Genomic DNA, 14,811 nt, shown 5'->3' with positions numbered 1-14,811 from the left:
GGGAAGACACTTCCCGGCGCCGGCCGAACGACGGCCGATGCGCGAGGCCCACGAGCGTGAACGCACTGTCGGGCTGGACTACTACGTCAGCGACACGCCCGGACTCGGCGGGCGACTCCGGACGGAGCCGGCGGACTTCCGCGTGCGGGAGGTGGAGACGGTGTCACCGGAGCCGACGGACGCGGACTCGGGGTCGTACCCCCACCTCCTCGTCCGCGCCCGGCTCCGGTCGTGGGACACGAACGACTTCGCGCGGGCGCTGTCGGACGCCGCCGGGATCGGCCGCGAGCGGGTGTCGTGGGCCGGCACGAAGGACAAACACGCCGTCACGACACAGCTGTTCACCGTCCGCGGGCTGGCGGCCGACGCGGTGCCGACGCTGTCGGACGCGGAGGTGACGGTCGTCGGCCGGCTGGGGCGGTCACTCCAGTTCGGCGACCTCGCGGGCAACGCCTTCGAGATCCGACTGCGCGAGGCCGACGGCGACCCCGAGGCGACGGTCGCGGCGCTGGCCGACTGGACGGCCCCGGGCGGCGCGACCCGGCTGACGGCCGACGAGCGCGTCGACGGTGTGACGGCCGACGCGAAGACGACGACCGTCGCCGTCCCGAACTGGTTCGGGCACCAACGGTTCGGCTCCCGGCGGCCGATCACCCACACGGTCGGGCTGCGGCTGTTGGCCGGCGACCCACGGGGTGCCGTGCTGGCGTACACCGGCAGCCCGTTCGAGACGGAGCCGGACGACTCACAGCGCGGGCGGGCGGTCGTGGAACGGGAGGCGGAGCGCGACGACCCGGACTGGGCAGCCGCCCGCGACGCCGTCCCCGGGCAGCTCCGGTTCGAGCGGTCGATGCTCGACCGGCTCACCCAGACCGTTCCCGACGACGCCGACCTCCCGGTCCCGACCGACGACCCGGACGCGGAGTGGTGGTTCGCGCTCGCGGTGCTCCCGGAGAACCTCCGACGGCTGTTCGTCCACGCCGCCCAGTCCGTCCTGTTCAACCGGATCCTGAGCGAGCGGTTGACCCGCGGGCTGCCGTTCGCGCGCCCGGTCGCGGGCGACGTAGTGTGTTTCACCGACGACACGGACGGCCTCGCGGCGCCGGACCCCGACCGGACGCAGGCGGCGACGCCGGATCGACTGGACGTGTTGGAGCGCCACTGCGAGCGGGGGCGAGCGTTCGTCACCGCGCCGTTGATCGGCCACGAGACGACACTCGCGGACGGCGAACCGGGCGAGATCGAACGCGCGGTGCTGGAGGAGGCGGGCGTCGCGCCCGAGGACTTCGCGCTGCCGGACGTGTACGACTCCGCGGGGACGCGGCGGGCCGTGCTCGTCGAGACCGATCTGGCGGTCGCACGAGCCGACGACGACCCGGTCTTCGGGTTCGGGCTGCCGTCGGGGGCGTACGCGACGGGGCTGCTCCGGGAGTTCTCGAAGGAGTCGCCGGGGGCGTTGTGAGAGTCGCCGGGGGCGTTTGAGTCGTCGGGGGCGTTTGAGTCGGCGGCGGCGTTTGAGTCGCCAGCGCTACGCGACCCCGTCCCCGACCGCGGCGTGACCGCACGCTCCGGGTCCCACACGGTTTTAGTGGTGCCTATCCAACGGTCGATCATGGACTTCGAGCTGACGACGGAACAACGGCAGATCCGCGACATGGTCGCGGAGTTCGTCGACGAGGAGGTGGTCCCGCGGGCCGCCGAGATCGACGAGACGGACGAGTTCCCCGCCGACTTGCTCGACGAGATGTCGGAGCTGGGGCTCCTCGGGATGCCGTTCCCGGAGGAGTACGGCGGTGCCGGGCTCGACTACCACAGCTACGCCATCGGGTTGGAACACATCTCCCGTGGCTCGGGCGGACTCGGCACCATCGTCGCCGCCCACATCTCCCTGGCGGGCAACATGGTGTACGCCTTCGGGGACGAGCGCCAGAAGGAGGCGTACCTCGAACCCCTGGCGCTGGGCGACGAGATCGGCGCGTTCGCGCTGTCGGAGCCGCAGGCCGGCTCCGACGTGCCGGCGATGGACACCACCGCCGAGCGCGAGGGGGACGGCTACGTGATCGACGGCGGGAAGCTGTGGACCTCCAACGGCTCCGTCGCCGACACGGTGATCGTGTTCGCCAAGACGGACCCGGAGGCGGGCAACGAGGGAATCTCCTCGTTCGTCGTCCGGCCGGAGACTGACGACGGCTTCGTCGTCGAGAACACGGAACACAAGCTGGGCGACAAGGGGTGTCCGACCGCGGAACTCCGGTTCGACGAGATGTACGTCCCCGAGGAGCGTCGGCTGGGCGAGGAGGGCCGCGGGTTCGTCCACGCGCTGAAGACGCTCAACGGCGGTCGGATCACCATCGCGGCCCGCGGGGTCGGCATCGCCCGCGCGGCGCTGGAGGAGGCGGCCGACTACGCCACCGACCGCGAGCAGTTCGAACGACCGATCTCGGAGTTCCAGTCGATCCAACACAAGATCGCCGACATGGACACGAAGCTCCAGGCCGCGAAGATGCTGATGCACAAGGCCGCCGACATGAAGATCCGCGGCGAGGACTTCGTGAAGGAGGCGGCCCAGGCCAAGCTGTACGCCAGCGAAGTGTCCCGCGAGGTGGCCAACGAGGCGATCCAGATCCACGGCGGCTACGGCTACACGAAGGACTTCCCCGTGGAGCGTTACTACCGCGACGCCAAGCTGAACGAGATCTACGAGGGGACCAGCGAAATCCTCCGCAACACCATCGCCGATCAGGTGTTGGAGTAGTCGAACCCACCGCGCCGTCCTAGCGTCTTTCTCTCCTGTTCGTCGCTTGATCGAAAGGGTGATACGCGCACACAAGCGACCCACGACGAGATGAGGGGAGACACGCTTGCGACCGGGCTGTTGGCCGTCGCGTCGCTGCTCCCGGCCGTCGGCGTCGTCGCGTTCGGCTGGGGAGCGACGGCGGTCGCGGTCGCGTACTCGGCGGAACTCACGACACTCGTCTGGTCGTACGTACTCGTCGGCCTGTTCGCACAACAGCCGAACGCGATTGACGAGCGTGAACGGATGGAGGTACCTCTGCTTCCGATTCCCAAACTGCTACCACTTCCAGAACGGGTCGATCTGCCGCTACTCCCGTCGGTGCGGACAAAGAACGTCCACGTCGTCGGCGTTTCGGCCGTCTTCCTCTCACTAATCACAGCTACGTTGGGTGCGATGATGACTGACAACTTCACCGACGACCCGACCGGTGGAGTGCGCAATCCAGTCGATATACATGGGTTCTTGAGCGACGCAGCGACAGTCATCGGCGACACGACTGTCACAGTGCTTGTCGCTGGAGTGGTCCTCGCACAGATCGCCGTCGTCTACCGGTGGTACGGTCTCGGAGACAGCGAGCTGTCGGCGTACGTCGTCATGCAGCGGCTAGGCCGGATTGTTGTTGGTTACGGCGTCTACGGAGTCGTGTGGTACGCGGTCGGGGTACTGTCGAGCGTGGTCCTCCCGGTGGGGACGCTCCCGCTGTCGGTCGTCGGCTTCAGCCTCGTCAAGGTGGAACTGGAGCGCAGGCGGGTCGTCGGCGAGTCGGAGACGCCCACGGGGGGACCGGGCGCGTGGCTCGTCCCGGTCGACCGGTAGGTCGCCGGTCGACGAGAGACTCCCGGCCGGCCCCCCGGAACCGGTGGAGTTTCCTCGTGCGGGGCCCTCCGTTCTGCCCGTGTCGCCCACGCTCGCTCCGCCCGTGTCGCCGACACTCCGGTCGCTCGGGCCGAACGCCACCGCCCGAGCCACCAGGGGGCGGTCGGTCGTCCGGTCCGTGGTGACGCCCCGCCGGCAGCCCGTCACCGACTGCCTCCGGACGACTGCCGTCGGCGAGGGCCCGTCGTGAGACGACGCCGGCTCGCGGTCGTCCTGCTCGTCGTCCTCGCTGGCTGTGGCGCCGGCGTCGGCGGCGGCGACCGGACGGTCACGGTGAATCCGGCGTTAGAGGAGACGCCGTCGTCGACCGCGACGCCGTCGCCGACGGCGACGCCGACCGCCGGACAGACCGGAGAGCCTGCCCAGCGCGCGGCCCGCCACGCCGCCGTCGCTCGCACCCGGAGCGCCGCCTTCGAGCGCGTGCGGGTCGTCTACACGCCCGACGGAGAGTTGGTCGCCCGGCGGACGGTCCGGAGTCGCGTGGACGGCGACCGCTCGTACGTCCGAGCCCGGACCCAGGTCCCCCGTCCGGACTACGGGGTGAGCGTCGGTCGGAACGTCACCGTCTGGACGAACGGGAGCGTCGTCGTCGAGCGGTTCGGCCCGGAGGCGACGCCGTTGGTCCGCGACCGTCCGCCGCGCCGTTACGAGCGACAGACCGCCAGCGCCCGGCTCACCGTCTACACTCTGTTCGCCTACTGGCCCGTGACGTACGCCGGCTCCAGCGTGACGACACAGGGGACGGTCGACGTGTTCACCGCCAGAACGCCGGAGACGGACCGGCCGAACGCGCCGACGGTCCGCAACCTCACCGCGACGGTCGTGCGGTTGGAGTCGGGTGTCGTCCGGTCGGCGACCGTCCGCTACGAGACGGACCTGGCCGGGCGGAACGTCACGGTCGTCAGGCGGCTCCAACTGCGGGCGTTGGACGGCGTCACCGTCCAACGACCGTCGTGGGCCGACGACGCCGAGAACTAGCTCTTGGTGTCCGGGAGGTCGTACTCCTCGGGCGACGGGACGTACAACAGGTCGATCGTGAACCCCAGCGCCAACGGAACGCCCACCGTGACGGCGAGCGCGACGCCCGGCCCGCCCAGGTCCGGGCCGATCCCGAGCGCGCCGGTGGTGAGGAGCGTCACGACGAACAACAACAACGGGGTGAGCAACGCCGTGTACACGACCCACCCCCAGCTAGTATTCATCCGAATGCGGAAGAAACGGGTCGCCACCGCGGCCAGGAGCGTCTGGACGATCAAGACGACCCCGAACAACACCAGTTCCACGACAGTGGCCATGCCGGTCGTACGGGGGTGGGCGACTTCGGGCTGTCGGGTTCAGGTCGTCGTCGTCACCTCGACCACGTCCCGGTGGGACAGCTCCGTGTCGGCGCCGACCTGGCGGCCCGTTCGGGCGTCCGTGGCGTAGAGGAAGCCGTCGCCGATCTCCGAGTGGACGGCGTGGGCGAACCCCTCCGCGGTCGTCCCCTCGGGGACGAGCAGACACTCCTGGAGGAACTTCCCGTCCGCGCGCGGCGTGCCGTCGCCGGGGAACACCGCCATCGTCCCCAGTTCGTCGAACAACGCGGTCTCGATCGCCGTCTGGACGCCCGTCCCGCCGAACCGGTCCAGGAACGACCGCACCTCGGTCAGCGCCTCGCGTTTTGCGGCCGGCAGGTCGGCGGTGATCTCGAAGTCGGCCGCGCCGGGGTCGTACGACAGCACGTCCGCCTCGTCACCGTTGCGGAGCGCCTTCTCCGCGTGGGCCGACGCCGGGACGAACGTGAGGTGGTCGTAGTCGGGGTCGGACGTGATCTCCGCCCAGTTCTCGCGGGCGGCCGCGGTGTCGAGCTTGTTGGCGGCGATCACGGTGGGCTTGCTCGCCCGTCGCATCGCCGTCGCCAGCGTCCGCTCGTCGTCCGCGTCCCAGACGGTCGGGTCCGTCCCGAGATCGTGACGGCGCAACAACCGGTCGATCTCGTCGTCGGAGAGGCCGAACGAGGAGAACTGCTCGGCGAGGTCGACGGCCAGCTCCGACTCGGCGCCGTGGTAGCCGGACTGGTGGCGTTCGATCCCGCGTTCCAACACGTCGCAGTACCACTCGTCTAACTCCTCGAACAGGAAGTCGATGTCCTCGCGGGGGTCGTGCCCCTCCGTCGGCTCACCCTCCAGGTCCGTCTCGCCGGTGAAGTCGACGACGTGGACCAGCGCGTCCGCCTCGTTGAGGTCCGTCAGGAACTGGTTGCCGAGCCCGCGGCCCTCGTGGGCGCCCGGGACGAGCCCGGCCACGTCGATCAGCTTCACCGGGACGTACCGGGTCTCGTCGGCACAGTAGCCGGTGGTCGGCGTGCAGTCGTGGTCGCCGAACTCCGGGGCCGCACAGTCGACACGGACGTACGCCTCTCCGACGCTCGGGTCGATCGTCGTGAACGGGTACGCCCCCTCCGGCACGTCGTTCGTCGTCGCGGCGTTGAAGAACGTGGACTTCCCCACCGAGGGCTTGCCCACGAGCCCGATCTCGTAGCTCACTGTGTCTTCGGCCGGCCCGCGCCGCCGTGTCGCTTCCGGTCCGTCCCGGCCGCGTGAGGGGGTGGCACGGTCGCGGTCGCAGTCACGCCTCCGGCCCGGCGCCGAACCGGTCGGTCTCCGTGCCACAGTCCGCACACGACAGGACGTACGCGTCGCCGTCACGGTCGGCCGTCCGGTCCGTCTCCGCGCCACACGCCGGACACGGCTCCGAGATCACCGCGCCGTCGCTCGCCTTCGGGGCACCGACGGCCAACACCCGCGCCCGCCGGTCGCCGACCGCCCGGGCGCGGTTGCCCGCCCCCGCCGGAACGAAGAACACCTGCCCGGCCGTCACCCGACGGTCACCGTTGTCCGTCTCCACCCGGAGTTCGCCCGCGAGAACGTAGAACAGCTCCTCGTGGTCCGGGTGGTGGTGGTAGCCCCACGGCAGCTGTTCGCCCGGGTCGGCGACGAACAGGTTGCAGCCGAACTGACTCGCCCCGACCGCCTCGTCTACCTCGCGTTTCCCCCGCGTCGGGTTGGGTGCGTCCGGGAGCGCCGAGACGGTCGCCCGAGCGTAACCCCCCGGGAACGTCTCCGTCGCGGGTGTCTCCTCGGTCTCGTCGCTCGGGCCGTTCGCGCCGTCGTCCGCCGCTCCGGCCGTGTTCGCCGCTCCGGCGGTGCCCGTCCCGTCGCCCACGACGCCGCCGGGCGTCTCGCTCGCCTCGCTCGCGTGGTCGTCGTCGGTCACGCTCCGAGCGTGCCCCGCGGCGGACAAGAAGCTTCGCCGTCGGCTACTCCGCCCACTCCGGCCGTTCGCCGTCGCCGTCGGCGATCTCGCGGAGCCGCGCCTCGTCCATCCCCTCGATCACGAACTCCGGCATCCCCTCCGGGAGCCGTCGGCGGAGTTCGGCCGGGATGCCCCCGTCGGCGGCCGTGTCGCCGTCCGCGTGGGTCGGCGCCGTCGGCTCCGTGTCGTACCGGTCCGGCACCGCCGTCTCGTAGGTGGGACCCTCCCAGTCGCTGCTGTCCGTGACGGCACCGGTGTCGGTGCTCACCACTCCGTCCAACCCGTCTACCTCCTCGCGGATATCGGCTAACAGCGCCGTCTGGTCGTCGGTCAGGTCGGCGACCGCCTCCACCCCCTCGTCGACCGTGGAGGCGCCGTCCGCGACGGTCTCCGTGACGGCCGCCAGCTCCGCCGCTCCGGCGGCCTGGTCGTCCGTCGCGGCCGACACCTCGCCGACTGCGTCCGTCACGCGACCGACCTGATCGGCGATGTCGTCCAGGGCTGCGTCCGTCTCCTCGACGGCGTCGACGCCGTCGTCGACTCTCGTCTCTACGCGCTCCAAGCTGTCGAGCGTCCGGTCGATTCGGGCGTCCACGTCGGCGAGCACGGACTCCACCTCGTCTGCGCGTTCCTGTGACTCCTCGGCCAGGCTCTTGACCTCCTCTGCGACGACCGCGAAGCCGGCGCCGGCGTCGCCCGCGCGGGCGGCCTCGATGGAGGCGTTCAGCGCCAGGATGTTCGTCTCGTCGGCGATCCCGTCGATGGCGTCGACGATCCGGTCGATCTCGCCGACGGCGTCGACGAGGTCGTCCAGCTCCGCCGCGATCTCTTCGCGGGCGGCCCGCACGTCGTCCATCGTCTCCACCGCCTCGGCGGCGGCCGCCTGACCGTCGGCGACCGTCTCCGTGGCCTCGGCTGCGGTCGCGTCCACCTCGTCGGTGGTCGCCGCGATCTCTTCCGTCGTCGCCGAGAGATCGTTCACCTCGCTCGCGGCCTCTGCGGCCGCCGACTCCTGATCCGCGGTGGACTCGCGGACGGCGTCGATCCGGGCCTGAATCGTCTCGGCGGTGTCGAACGCCTCGTCGACGCTGTCGTCCACCCGGCTCCGCATCTCGCGGGAGGCGTCCACCTCCTCGCGGATCGACGCCGAGTACGAGTGGAGGTATGTGTCGTTGACGACCTGCATGTCCAGGTTGAGCGCCCGGATCGCGGCCGTCGCGTCTCCCGTCGCCTCTCGGACGCGGGCCGCAGCCGTCTCCCCCGCCTCGCCGCCGACGGCGTCGGCCACGTCGTCTGCGGCCGCCGTCAACAGCGTCTCCGTGAGCGTGGCCGCGAGGTTGCCGAACATCCCCGCGAAGTAGTGGAGCGGCATCTCCAACCGGTCGTGGAGCCGACCGATCCGGGTGCGGTGGGTGTAGTAGTCGCGGTCGTACGTCCCGCCGGTGAGCGTCCGGAAGTAACCCGACACGATCTGTTCTAAGGCGTCGGCGTCCCGCGGCGAGCGGTCCGTCACCGCCTTCGTCCGCTCGTTGGCGAACACCGGGCCGAGGAAGGCGTCCACGAGCGTCTGTTCGTTGGCCTCTATCGTGTCGCGCATCCTCCCCATCCGGTCTTCGTCGTCGGCGTCGAACTCGACGAACTCCTTTCGCCAGGCGATCTCCTCGTCCGTCAGCCCGATCTCTGCCGCCAACTCCTCTGCAGACTGGCCCGTGTCGATCGACTCCCCGTCGACGAGACTCTCGACCATAACGCCCGGACGACGCCACTACTCATAGACCTGTGGCTCGGATTATCACCCGCGAGAAGCCGCTTACTGCCGAAACTGTTGATCTAATCCGGGGCGTGGCACAGCCTGTGTCCGTCGAGGGGTGTCACCGCTCCGACGGGGCCGGACGGTCGGTGGTCGTCGACGGTACTGGACCCTCGGTTGCGGTCGACGACGCCGCGTCCGGCCGGAAGCCGAAACTGTTTGACCGGGGGGGTGCACAACTCCGGGCGTGAACAAACGGGGTCACGTCTCGAACGGGGTACTGTTGGCGCTCGGGCTGGCGGTCGTCGTCTCGCCGGCGCCGGAACTGGGGACGCTGGAGTGGGCGGTGGAGCTGTTGCCGCCGGTCGTGCTGGGAGCGTTGCTGCCGGACATCGACACGGAGTTCGGCCGCCACCGCAAGACGCTCCACAACCTCCCCGTGCTCGGCCTGTTCGTTGCCTACCCGATCCTGTTCGACAACCTCCACTTCGTCTGGGTCGGGATCGCCACCCACTACATCCTAGACATCGTCGGCAGCAAGCGCGGAATCGCCTTGTTCTACCCCTACGAGCAGGAGTACGGTCTGCCGATCGGGGTGGCCGTCTCCAGCGACCGCGCCGGGCTCGTGACGACGATCATCTCCGTCGCCGAGGTGGCACTGTTGGGCGTGCTCCACTTCTTCGTCGTCGACTTGACGACCGCCGGGCTGCGTCCGGCGGTGTACGAGCTCCTGCCGGAGGCGGCCGCACAGTTCGTCCAGGTGGCCGAAGCCGGGCCGATCTGAGTCAGTACACTGCCACGTCGTCGAACCGGTCGTCGTAGGCGATGTGTCGCGGGTGTGTCGGCTCCATCCCGGAGAGGAACAGCCTGTCGAGTTTCCCCCAGGAGTTCTCGTAAGCGAGGTGGGTGAACTCCGCCAGCCGGCGGGCGCGCGTCGCCGGGTCCGACCGGACGACCGTCCGGCGGGACGCGCCCGTCCGGAGCGCCTCCGCCAGATCGCCGGCCGTCTCCAGGTCCGTCTCGAACGTCGTCCAGGCGGCCCCGACGGTCCCCGGGAAGTGGGCGTACGAGGAGGCGAACCGTTCGAGCTCGAAGGCGGCCGTGATCCGTTCGCCTCGTTCGTTCTGGTGATCGAACAGCTTGGCGTTGCCCGTCTCCACCGCGTGGATCGCGTCCCGGTGAGCACCGACCTCCGCCCGTGTCAGCGACACGTTCAGGAACTCCGGGTGTGGCACCAACACCGCCGCCTCCTGACGAGCACACTCCGACAGCGCCCCCTCGAAGCTGACGAAGTCCGGAACGGGCTCGGACAGTCCGATCGCCAGGAGGTGACGGCGGCACCGCCAGTCGCCGGTGAAGATCTCCCGAGCGGGGACGACCGACAGTTCGTCGTCGCTGAACCGTGCGGCCCGCTCGCGGATCGTCGGCAGCCGCGTGAAGTGGGGGGCGTACACGATCACGTCCAGTCCGGCCGCTTTCGCCCGGCTGACCACCCGCTCGTCTAGGGTCTTCACGTGACAGTCGACGCGGGTTCCCTCGCTCACGTCGGTCGACTGGCCCGGCACAGACTTGTCGGTTCTGTTTCGGGTCGTCGCCGGCCGTCCGCCGCCGGGACGTCCGACCGAGAAGGCTTTTGCCCCTCGCCGCTGGACTCGGAGGTATGCCCGGCTGGGACTGCGGGATCGACGGCTGTGAGGCGGCGTTCGACGCTGTCGAGGACGCGATCGTCCACCAGACGACGGAACACGAGCGCCACGAGTGTGCCGTCTGCGGGACGATCGTCCCGGAGGGGTACTTCGCCATCCGGCACGCCTTCGACGAGCACACCCGCGCGGAGTTCGTCCGCGCGTACGACGCCGACTCCGACGCCGTTCGGGAACGCGAGGAGATCAAAGCCGCAGTCGAGGACACGGCCGACCTCCGGTCGGTCGTCGAACGACTCAACGGCTCCGAGTGACGAACCGCCGAGGCGTCTCGCGCGCCGAGTGACACGGCCGTCCGTCTCTCCGTCCGTAGTCGTCGCGAGCGGCGCGGCCGTCGGAGTCGGCCCGCTGGGCGGTGACGCGCCACGGCGGCGAAAGGAAACGGTATATGGCTCCGTCCGCAACCACCGGACATGAAATTCACAGGCTGGCCCGAGAAGGGTGACCTCGTCGTCGGCGAGGTAGACGAGATCGCCGACTTCGGCGTGTTCGTCGACTTAGAGGAGTACGAGGACAAACGCGGGCTCGTCCACGTCAGCGAGGTGGCGTCTGGTTGGATCAAGAACATCCGCGACCACGTCAACACGGGCGAACGGGTCGTCGCCAAGGTGTTGGACATCGACGAGTCCAGCCAACAGATCGACCTGTCGCTGAAGGACGTGAACGACCACCAACGGTCGGACAAGATCCAGGAGTGGAAGAACGAACGGAAGGCGGACAACTGGATGACGATCGCCTTCGGCGAGGACGTGAGCGACGAGAAGTACAGCGGTGTCGCCACGGAGCTGCTGGCGGGGTTCGGCACGATGTACGACGGGTTCGAGCAGGCGGCGATCCACGGCCACGAGGCGCTGGAGGACGTGGACCTGACCGACGACGAGGTGGACGCGGTCGTGGAGGCGGCCCGCGAGAACGTCTCCGTCCCGTACGTCAACGTGACGGGCTACGTCGACCTGGAGTGTCCGTCGCCGGACGGGGTCGACGCGATCAGAGACGCCCTCCAGTCGGCGGAGGGGAACGGCGAGGTGCCCGAGGAGGTGGAGCTGTCCGTGTCGTACGTCGGGTCGCCGGAGTACCGGATCACGGTGAAGGCGCCGGACTACAAGACCGCAGAACGGGAACTGGAGGCCTCGGCCGAGCGCGCCGCCGGCCGCATCGGCGAGGTGGGCGGCACCGGAGCGTACCACCGCGAGCGCCACACGGACGAGGAGTGACTCCTCGACGGCGACCGTGAAGTCCGACGTTCACGTCTGTGCCGACTGGGAGCGGGCTCACGACCGCCCGGTGTACACGCTGGGCGAGACGTGTCCGGACTGTGGCGCCGACGCGGTCAACGCCGCCCCGGCGCCGTTCGGACCCGACGACCCCCACGGGGAGTACCGCCGGCGAGCGAAACGACGGGCCCGCGACGAGAACGGGGAGGACGCAGAGAACGCAGAAGACGCAGAGAACGGAGAGAACGCGGAAGACGACGCGACAGACGCGTCGAACACCTCGTGAGTCGGGTGGGGTCACACACCGGAGCCGACGCACCTTTGTGAACCGCAGCCCGCGTGTGTGGTATGGAGGACATCGAGATCGAGACTGTCGCCGAGCCGGAGACGACACAGCCGGTGTTCGTCGAGGGGCTGCCCGGCGTGGGCCACGTCGGGAAGCTCGCGGCCGAACACCTCGTCGAGGAGTTCGACGGCGAACTCGTCGCCCGGGTGTACACGACGGACTTCCCGCCGCAGGTGACCGTCGGCGACGAGGGTGTCGCCGAGCTGACACACGCGCAGTTCCACTACGTCGAGGCGGACGGTGCAGAGCTGCTCGTGTTGACGGGCGACCACCAGGCCGCCTCCAACGAGGGTCACTACGACCTGACGGACGCGTTCCTCGACGTGGCGGAGTCGTACGGCGCCGAGCGGGCGTTCGCGCTGGGGGGTGTTCCGACCGGGGAGCTGATCGAAGACGACGAGTACGACGTGCTCGGCGCGGTGTCGGACGCGGCGGTCGCAGACGAGCTGTCGGAGGCGGGCGTGGAGTTCCGCGAGGACGAGCCCGCCGGCGGAATCGTCGGCGTCTCCGGGCTGATCCTCGGGCTGGGGAGCCGTCGCGGGCTGGACACCGCCTGTCTGATGGGTGAGACCTCCGGCTACCTCGTCGACCCGAAGAGCGCCCAGGCTGTGCTGGAGACGATCCAGACGGTGTTGGGGATCGAGGTCGACTTCTCTGACCTGGAAGACCGCGCAGAGGAGATGGAGGAGGTCGTCGGGAAGATCCAGGAGATGCAGGGCGGCGGTGGCGGCGGCGGGATGCCCTCCGACGACGAACTGCGGTACATCGGGTAAGAGAGCGACTCACGACCCGGCCGTCGCGCGGACTCGCGCGACCGGCGTCAGACGACCTGTTCTCGCGGCTCCGGCTCGCCGCCGGATCGGGTGGCGGCGGCGACCCCCTCCGCGTACAGCCGGACCGTCACGACCGCCAGGTAGAACGACCCGAACGGGACGAGCAGTCCGCCGACGAGCGTCGGCGCCGCGACCGCACTGAATACGGCGCTGGCGACGACACCGACGAGGACGGCCAGCAGCCAGGCGGTCAAGTACTCCATCGTCGCGGCGGTGTCCCACACCGACCGGAGCGCGAAGCCGGACCGGACTTCGTCCGTCTCGGCGACTCGCGCCAACGCGGGCGGCAGGAGGTACGACGCCGCCAGCGTCCAGAGCGTCGACAGCAGTCCGAGCCCCAGCAGCGCGAACACGACCACGCCGCCGACGGCCGAGACCGCCCCGGGATCGGCCCCGGAGCCGGCCGACACGAACGCGGCCGGCACGAACATCGCGACGGCGACGAACGTGAACAGGCCGACGAGCAGCGGCAGGGCGAAGTACACCAGAGAAACCGCGACCGCTCGGAGCCCGTCGGCGAACAGTCCCTCTACGTCGTCGAAGACGGGGGGTGTCTCGTCACCGGCGGCCGTCGTGCGGAACACCTGTTGGAGGTAGCCGACTAACGGGATCACCGGCACCAAGAGGACGCCGAACACGCTCAGGAGTCCGCCGATCAGGATCGTCTTCGCCGCGTCGTCGCCTCGAACTGGGAACTCGATTGCATCTCGTAACATTGTCTCACCGTAGTCACCGCGCCCGGGCCACGGGGTCCGTTGCTACGGTAACCTACACTAATTGATACGCGCCGAGATGATATAAAACCGTAGTGTCACACGGTAGCACTGTAGTGAGACGGGCGCGACGACGCTTCGGAACGCTGAAACGGTCGACGGCCCGCCCATCCGACGTGACAGCAGACGACACCGGTGGGCCGCGGGCGAACGGAGTGCCGATGCTCGGGCTCGGAACCTGGGAGAACGAGGACGCCGAACAGTGTGCGACCTCGGTGGCGACGGCGCTGGAGGCGGGCTACCGCCACGTCGACACCGCACAGATCTACGAGAACGAGGCGGCCGTCGGCGACGGAATCGCCCGCGCGGACGTGCCCCGCGAGGACGTGTTCCTGGCGACGAAGGTGTGGATCGACAGCCTGGCGCCCGAGGACGTCGCCCGGACGACGCGAGAGTCGTTGGATCGCCTGGGCGTCGACAGCGTCGACCTGTTGTACGTGCACTGGCCGGCCCGGACGTACGAGCCGGAGGCGACGCTGTCGGCGTTCGCCGACCTCCGCGAGGAGGGGCTGATCGACCGGATCGGGGTGTCCAACTTCGAGCCGACGCAGCTGGAGACGGCGCTGGAAGTTCTCGACGGCGAGGTGTTCGCCAACCAGGTGGAGCTCCACCCGTTGTTACCACAGCCGGAGCTGCGGGCGGCGTGTCACGACGCCGGCGTGGAGCCGGTGGCGTACTCCCCGTTGGCGCGCGGGACCGTGTTCGAGGTGGACGTACTGTCGGAGATCGCGGCCGACCACGGCGTGAGCGAGGCGCAGGTGAGTCTGGCGTGGCTGCGTCACCACGGGGTGACGACGATCCCGAAGGCGACGAGCGCGGCGCACGTCCACGACAACTTCGAGAGCCTGGAGCTGACGCTGACCGACGAGGAGGTCGCTCGGATCGACGAGATCGAACGCCGGAGCCGTCGGGTGGACCCGGACTTCGGCCCCTGGAACCGCTGACGGACGGTCGCGCGGCGCCGGCGGACGGCGGCGGCGAATCCGAGGAGTGAAGACGGTGCCTCCGGAAGCGGAGGTATGGCCGAGGAGACAGTCACGAGCGACAAGGCGATCGGGCTGGCGCTGGCGTTCGGCACGCTCGCCGTGGTCGGCGGCGGCACGATGTTGTTCGGCGGCTCACAGGCGATCAAGGCGTGGGGGTTCGCGGCCGCGATGGTCGCGGCGGCGCTGGCGGTCGTCGCGGTTCAGGTGTTCGACGTCTGAGCCGGTCGTACACGTCGGGA

The 14,811-nt window shown here is 69.8% G+C and carries 16 protein-coding genes and 1 pseudogene; 11 read left to right on the top strand and 6 right to left on the bottom strand.

Features of this window, described 5'->3' with window-relative positions; genetic code table 11:
- Window positions 1-37 precede the first annotated feature (37 nt).
- The 4 genes from truD (at window position 38) to RYH79_RS04935 (ending at window position 4,651) form a co-directional block, all read left to right on the top strand.
- Window positions 38-1,462 carry a tRNA pseudouridine(13) synthase TruD gene (gene truD, locus RYH79_RS04950; protein ID WP_370896818.1) on the top strand — a complete coding sequence of 475 codons (1,425 nt, stop codon included), beginning with the start codon at window positions 38-40 and terminating at the stop codon, window positions 1,460-1,462.
- A gap of 150 nt (window positions 1,463-1,612) precedes the next feature.
- The gene (locus tag RYH79_RS04945; RefSeq protein ID WP_370896816.1) at window positions 1,613-2,755 is read left to right on the top strand and encodes an acyl-CoA dehydrogenase; all 1,143 of its coding nucleotides are present in this window, start codon (window positions 1,613-1,615) and stop codon (window positions 2,753-2,755) included.
- A gap of 90 nt (window positions 2,756-2,845) precedes the next feature.
- Window positions 2,846-3,613 carry a hypothetical protein gene (locus tag RYH79_RS04940; protein WP_370896814.1) on the top strand — a complete coding sequence of 256 codons (768 nt, stop codon included), beginning with the start codon at window positions 2,846-2,848 and terminating at the stop codon, window positions 3,611-3,613.
- Between the two features lie 246 nt (window positions 3,614-3,859).
- Entirely contained in the window at window positions 3,860-4,651 is a 792-nt protein-coding gene (locus tag RYH79_RS04935; protein WP_370896812.1) for a hypothetical protein, read from the top strand.
- Here the strand turns inward: RYH79_RS04935 and RYH79_RS04930 are convergent.
- The 4 genes from RYH79_RS04930 to RYH79_RS04915 all read right to left on the bottom strand — a co-directional run bounded on the left by RYH79_RS04930 (window position 4,648) and on the right by RYH79_RS04915 (window position 8,714).
- Window positions 4,648-4,968 (bottom strand): DUF7991 family protein, encoded by a 321-nt coding sequence (locus RYH79_RS04930; protein ID WP_370896810.1) that lies wholly within the window; start codon window positions 4,966-4,968, stop codon window positions 4,648-4,650. The two genes, RYH79_RS04935 and RYH79_RS04930, sit on opposite strands and share 4 nt — an antisense overlap.
- A 39-nt stretch (window positions 4,969-5,007) precedes the next feature.
- Entirely contained in the window at window positions 5,008-6,198 is a 1,191-nt protein-coding gene (locus tag RYH79_RS04925) for a redox-regulated ATPase YchF (protein WP_370896808.1), read from the bottom strand.
- Window positions 6,199-6,280: 82 nt separating this feature from the next.
- Complete coding sequence (locus RYH79_RS04920; protein WP_370896807.1) at window positions 6,281-6,928, bottom strand: cupin domain-containing protein; 648 nt, start codon at window positions 6,926-6,928, stop codon at window positions 6,281-6,283.
- 43 nt (window positions 6,929-6,971) lie between these two features.
- Window positions 6,972-8,714, bottom strand: coding sequence for a methyl-accepting chemotaxis protein (locus RYH79_RS04915; RefSeq protein ID WP_370896805.1), 1,743 nt, complete (start codon window positions 8,712-8,714; stop codon window positions 6,972-6,974).
- A 250-nt stretch (window positions 8,715-8,964) separates the two neighbouring features.
- Between RYH79_RS04915 and RYH79_RS04910 the strand changes: the two genes are divergently transcribed.
- Entirely contained in the window at window positions 8,965-9,501 is a 537-nt protein-coding gene (locus RYH79_RS04910; RefSeq protein ID WP_370896803.1) for a metal-dependent hydrolase, read from the top strand.
- 1 nt (window position 9,502) lies between these two features.
- Here the strand turns inward: RYH79_RS04910 and RYH79_RS04905 are convergent, their stop codons facing one another.
- Window positions 9,503-10,261 (bottom strand): PHP-associated domain-containing protein, encoded by a 759-nt coding sequence (locus RYH79_RS04905; RefSeq protein WP_370896802.1) that lies wholly within the window; start codon window positions 10,259-10,261, stop codon window positions 9,503-9,505.
- Between the two features lie 116 nt (window positions 10,262-10,377).
- Here RYH79_RS04905 and RYH79_RS04900 point away from each other — a divergent pair, with 116 nt between their 5' ends.
- From RYH79_RS04900 to RYH79_RS04885, 4 genes and pseudogenes are all read left to right on the top strand, one after another.
- Window positions 10,378-10,674: a DUF7565 family protein gene (locus RYH79_RS04900; protein ID WP_370896800.1), complete on the top strand. Its 297-nt coding sequence runs from the start codon at window positions 10,378-10,380 to the stop codon at window positions 10,672-10,674.
- A 159-nt stretch (window positions 10,675-10,833) separates the two neighbouring features.
- Window positions 10,834-11,634, top strand: coding sequence for a translation initiation factor IF-2 subunit alpha (locus RYH79_RS04895; RefSeq protein ID WP_370896798.1), 801 nt, complete (start codon window positions 10,834-10,836; stop codon window positions 11,632-11,634).
- A 16-nt stretch (window positions 11,635-11,650) separates the two neighbouring features.
- Window positions 11,651-11,827, top strand: a pseudogene (locus tag RYH79_RS04890) (RNA-protein complex protein Nop10); the annotation flags it as partial.
- Window positions 11,828-11,982: 155 nt separating this feature from the next.
- A complete protein-coding gene (locus RYH79_RS04885; protein WP_370896796.1) occupies window positions 11,983-12,753 on the top strand; it encodes a proteasome assembly chaperone family protein in 771 nt (256 codons plus the stop codon).
- Between the two features lie 47 nt (window positions 12,754-12,800).
- Here RYH79_RS04885 and RYH79_RS04880 read toward each other — a convergent pair whose 3' ends face one another.
- Window positions 12,801-13,529, bottom strand: a complete 729-nt coding sequence (locus RYH79_RS04880; RefSeq protein ID WP_370896794.1) for a DUF4013 domain-containing protein — start codon at window positions 13,527-13,529, stop codon at window positions 12,801-12,803.
- 218 nt (window positions 13,530-13,747) lie between these two features.
- Between RYH79_RS04880 and RYH79_RS04875 the strand changes: the two genes are divergently transcribed.
- Both RYH79_RS04875 and RYH79_RS04870 read left to right on the top strand, forming a co-directional pair.
- A complete protein-coding gene (locus RYH79_RS04875) occupies window positions 13,748-14,530 on the top strand; it encodes an aldo/keto reductase (protein ID WP_370900773.1) in 783 nt (260 codons plus the stop codon).
- A 75-nt stretch (window positions 14,531-14,605) separates the two neighbouring features.
- A complete protein-coding gene (locus tag RYH79_RS04870) occupies window positions 14,606-14,791 on the top strand; it encodes a DUF7525 family protein (RefSeq protein WP_370896792.1) in 186 nt (61 codons plus the stop codon).
- Window positions 14,792-14,811: the final 20 nt, after the last annotated feature.

The organism is Halobaculum sp. MBLA0143 (assembly GCF_041361465.1).
Classification (GTDB): domain Archaea; phylum Halobacteriota; class Halobacteria; order Halobacteriales; family Haloferacaceae; genus JAHENP01.
Note: the sequence above shows the minus strand (reverse complement) of the source record. Positions and strands in the feature narration are given on the sequence as shown.

Excerpts from the sequence above, each read along its gene's own strand:
- truD (WP_370896818.1), top strand. The coding sequence starts at position 38 with ATGCGCGAGGCCCACGAGCGTGAACGCACTGTCGGGCTGGACTACTAC.
- RYH79_RS04945 (WP_370896816.1), top strand. The coding sequence starts at position 1,613 with ATGGACTTCGAGCTGACGACGGAACAACGGCAGATCCGCGACATGGTC.
- RYH79_RS04940 (WP_370896814.1), top strand. The coding sequence starts at position 2,846 with ATGAGGGGAGACACGCTTGCGACCGGGCTGTTGGCCGTCGCGTCGCTG.
- RYH79_RS04930 (WP_370896810.1), bottom strand. The coding sequence starts at position 4,968 with ATGGCCACTGTCGTGGAACTGGTGTTGTTCGGGGTCGTCTTGATCGTC.
- RYH79_RS04915 (WP_370896805.1), bottom strand. The coding sequence starts at position 8,714 with ATGGTCGAGAGTCTCGTCGACGGGGAGTCGATCGACACGGGCCAGTCT.
- RYH79_RS04900 (WP_370896800.1), top strand. The coding sequence starts at position 10,378 with ATGCCCGGCTGGGACTGCGGGATCGACGGCTGTGAGGCGGCGTTCGAC.
- RYH79_RS04895 (WP_370896798.1), top strand. The coding sequence starts at position 10,834 with ATGAAATTCACAGGCTGGCCCGAGAAGGGTGACCTCGTCGTCGGCGAG.
- RYH79_RS04885 (WP_370896796.1), top strand. The coding sequence starts at position 11,983 with ATGGAGGACATCGAGATCGAGACTGTCGCCGAGCCGGAGACGACACAG.
- RYH79_RS04880 (WP_370896794.1), bottom strand. The coding sequence starts at position 13,529 with ATGTTACGAGATGCAATCGAGTTCCCAGTTCGAGGCGACGACGCGGCG.
- RYH79_RS04875 (WP_370900773.1), top strand. The coding sequence starts at position 13,748 with ATGCTCGGGCTCGGAACCTGGGAGAACGAGGACGCCGAACAGTGTGCG.
- RYH79_RS04870 (WP_370896792.1), top strand. The coding sequence starts at position 14,606 with ATGGCCGAGGAGACAGTCACGAGCGACAAGGCGATCGGGCTGGCGCTG.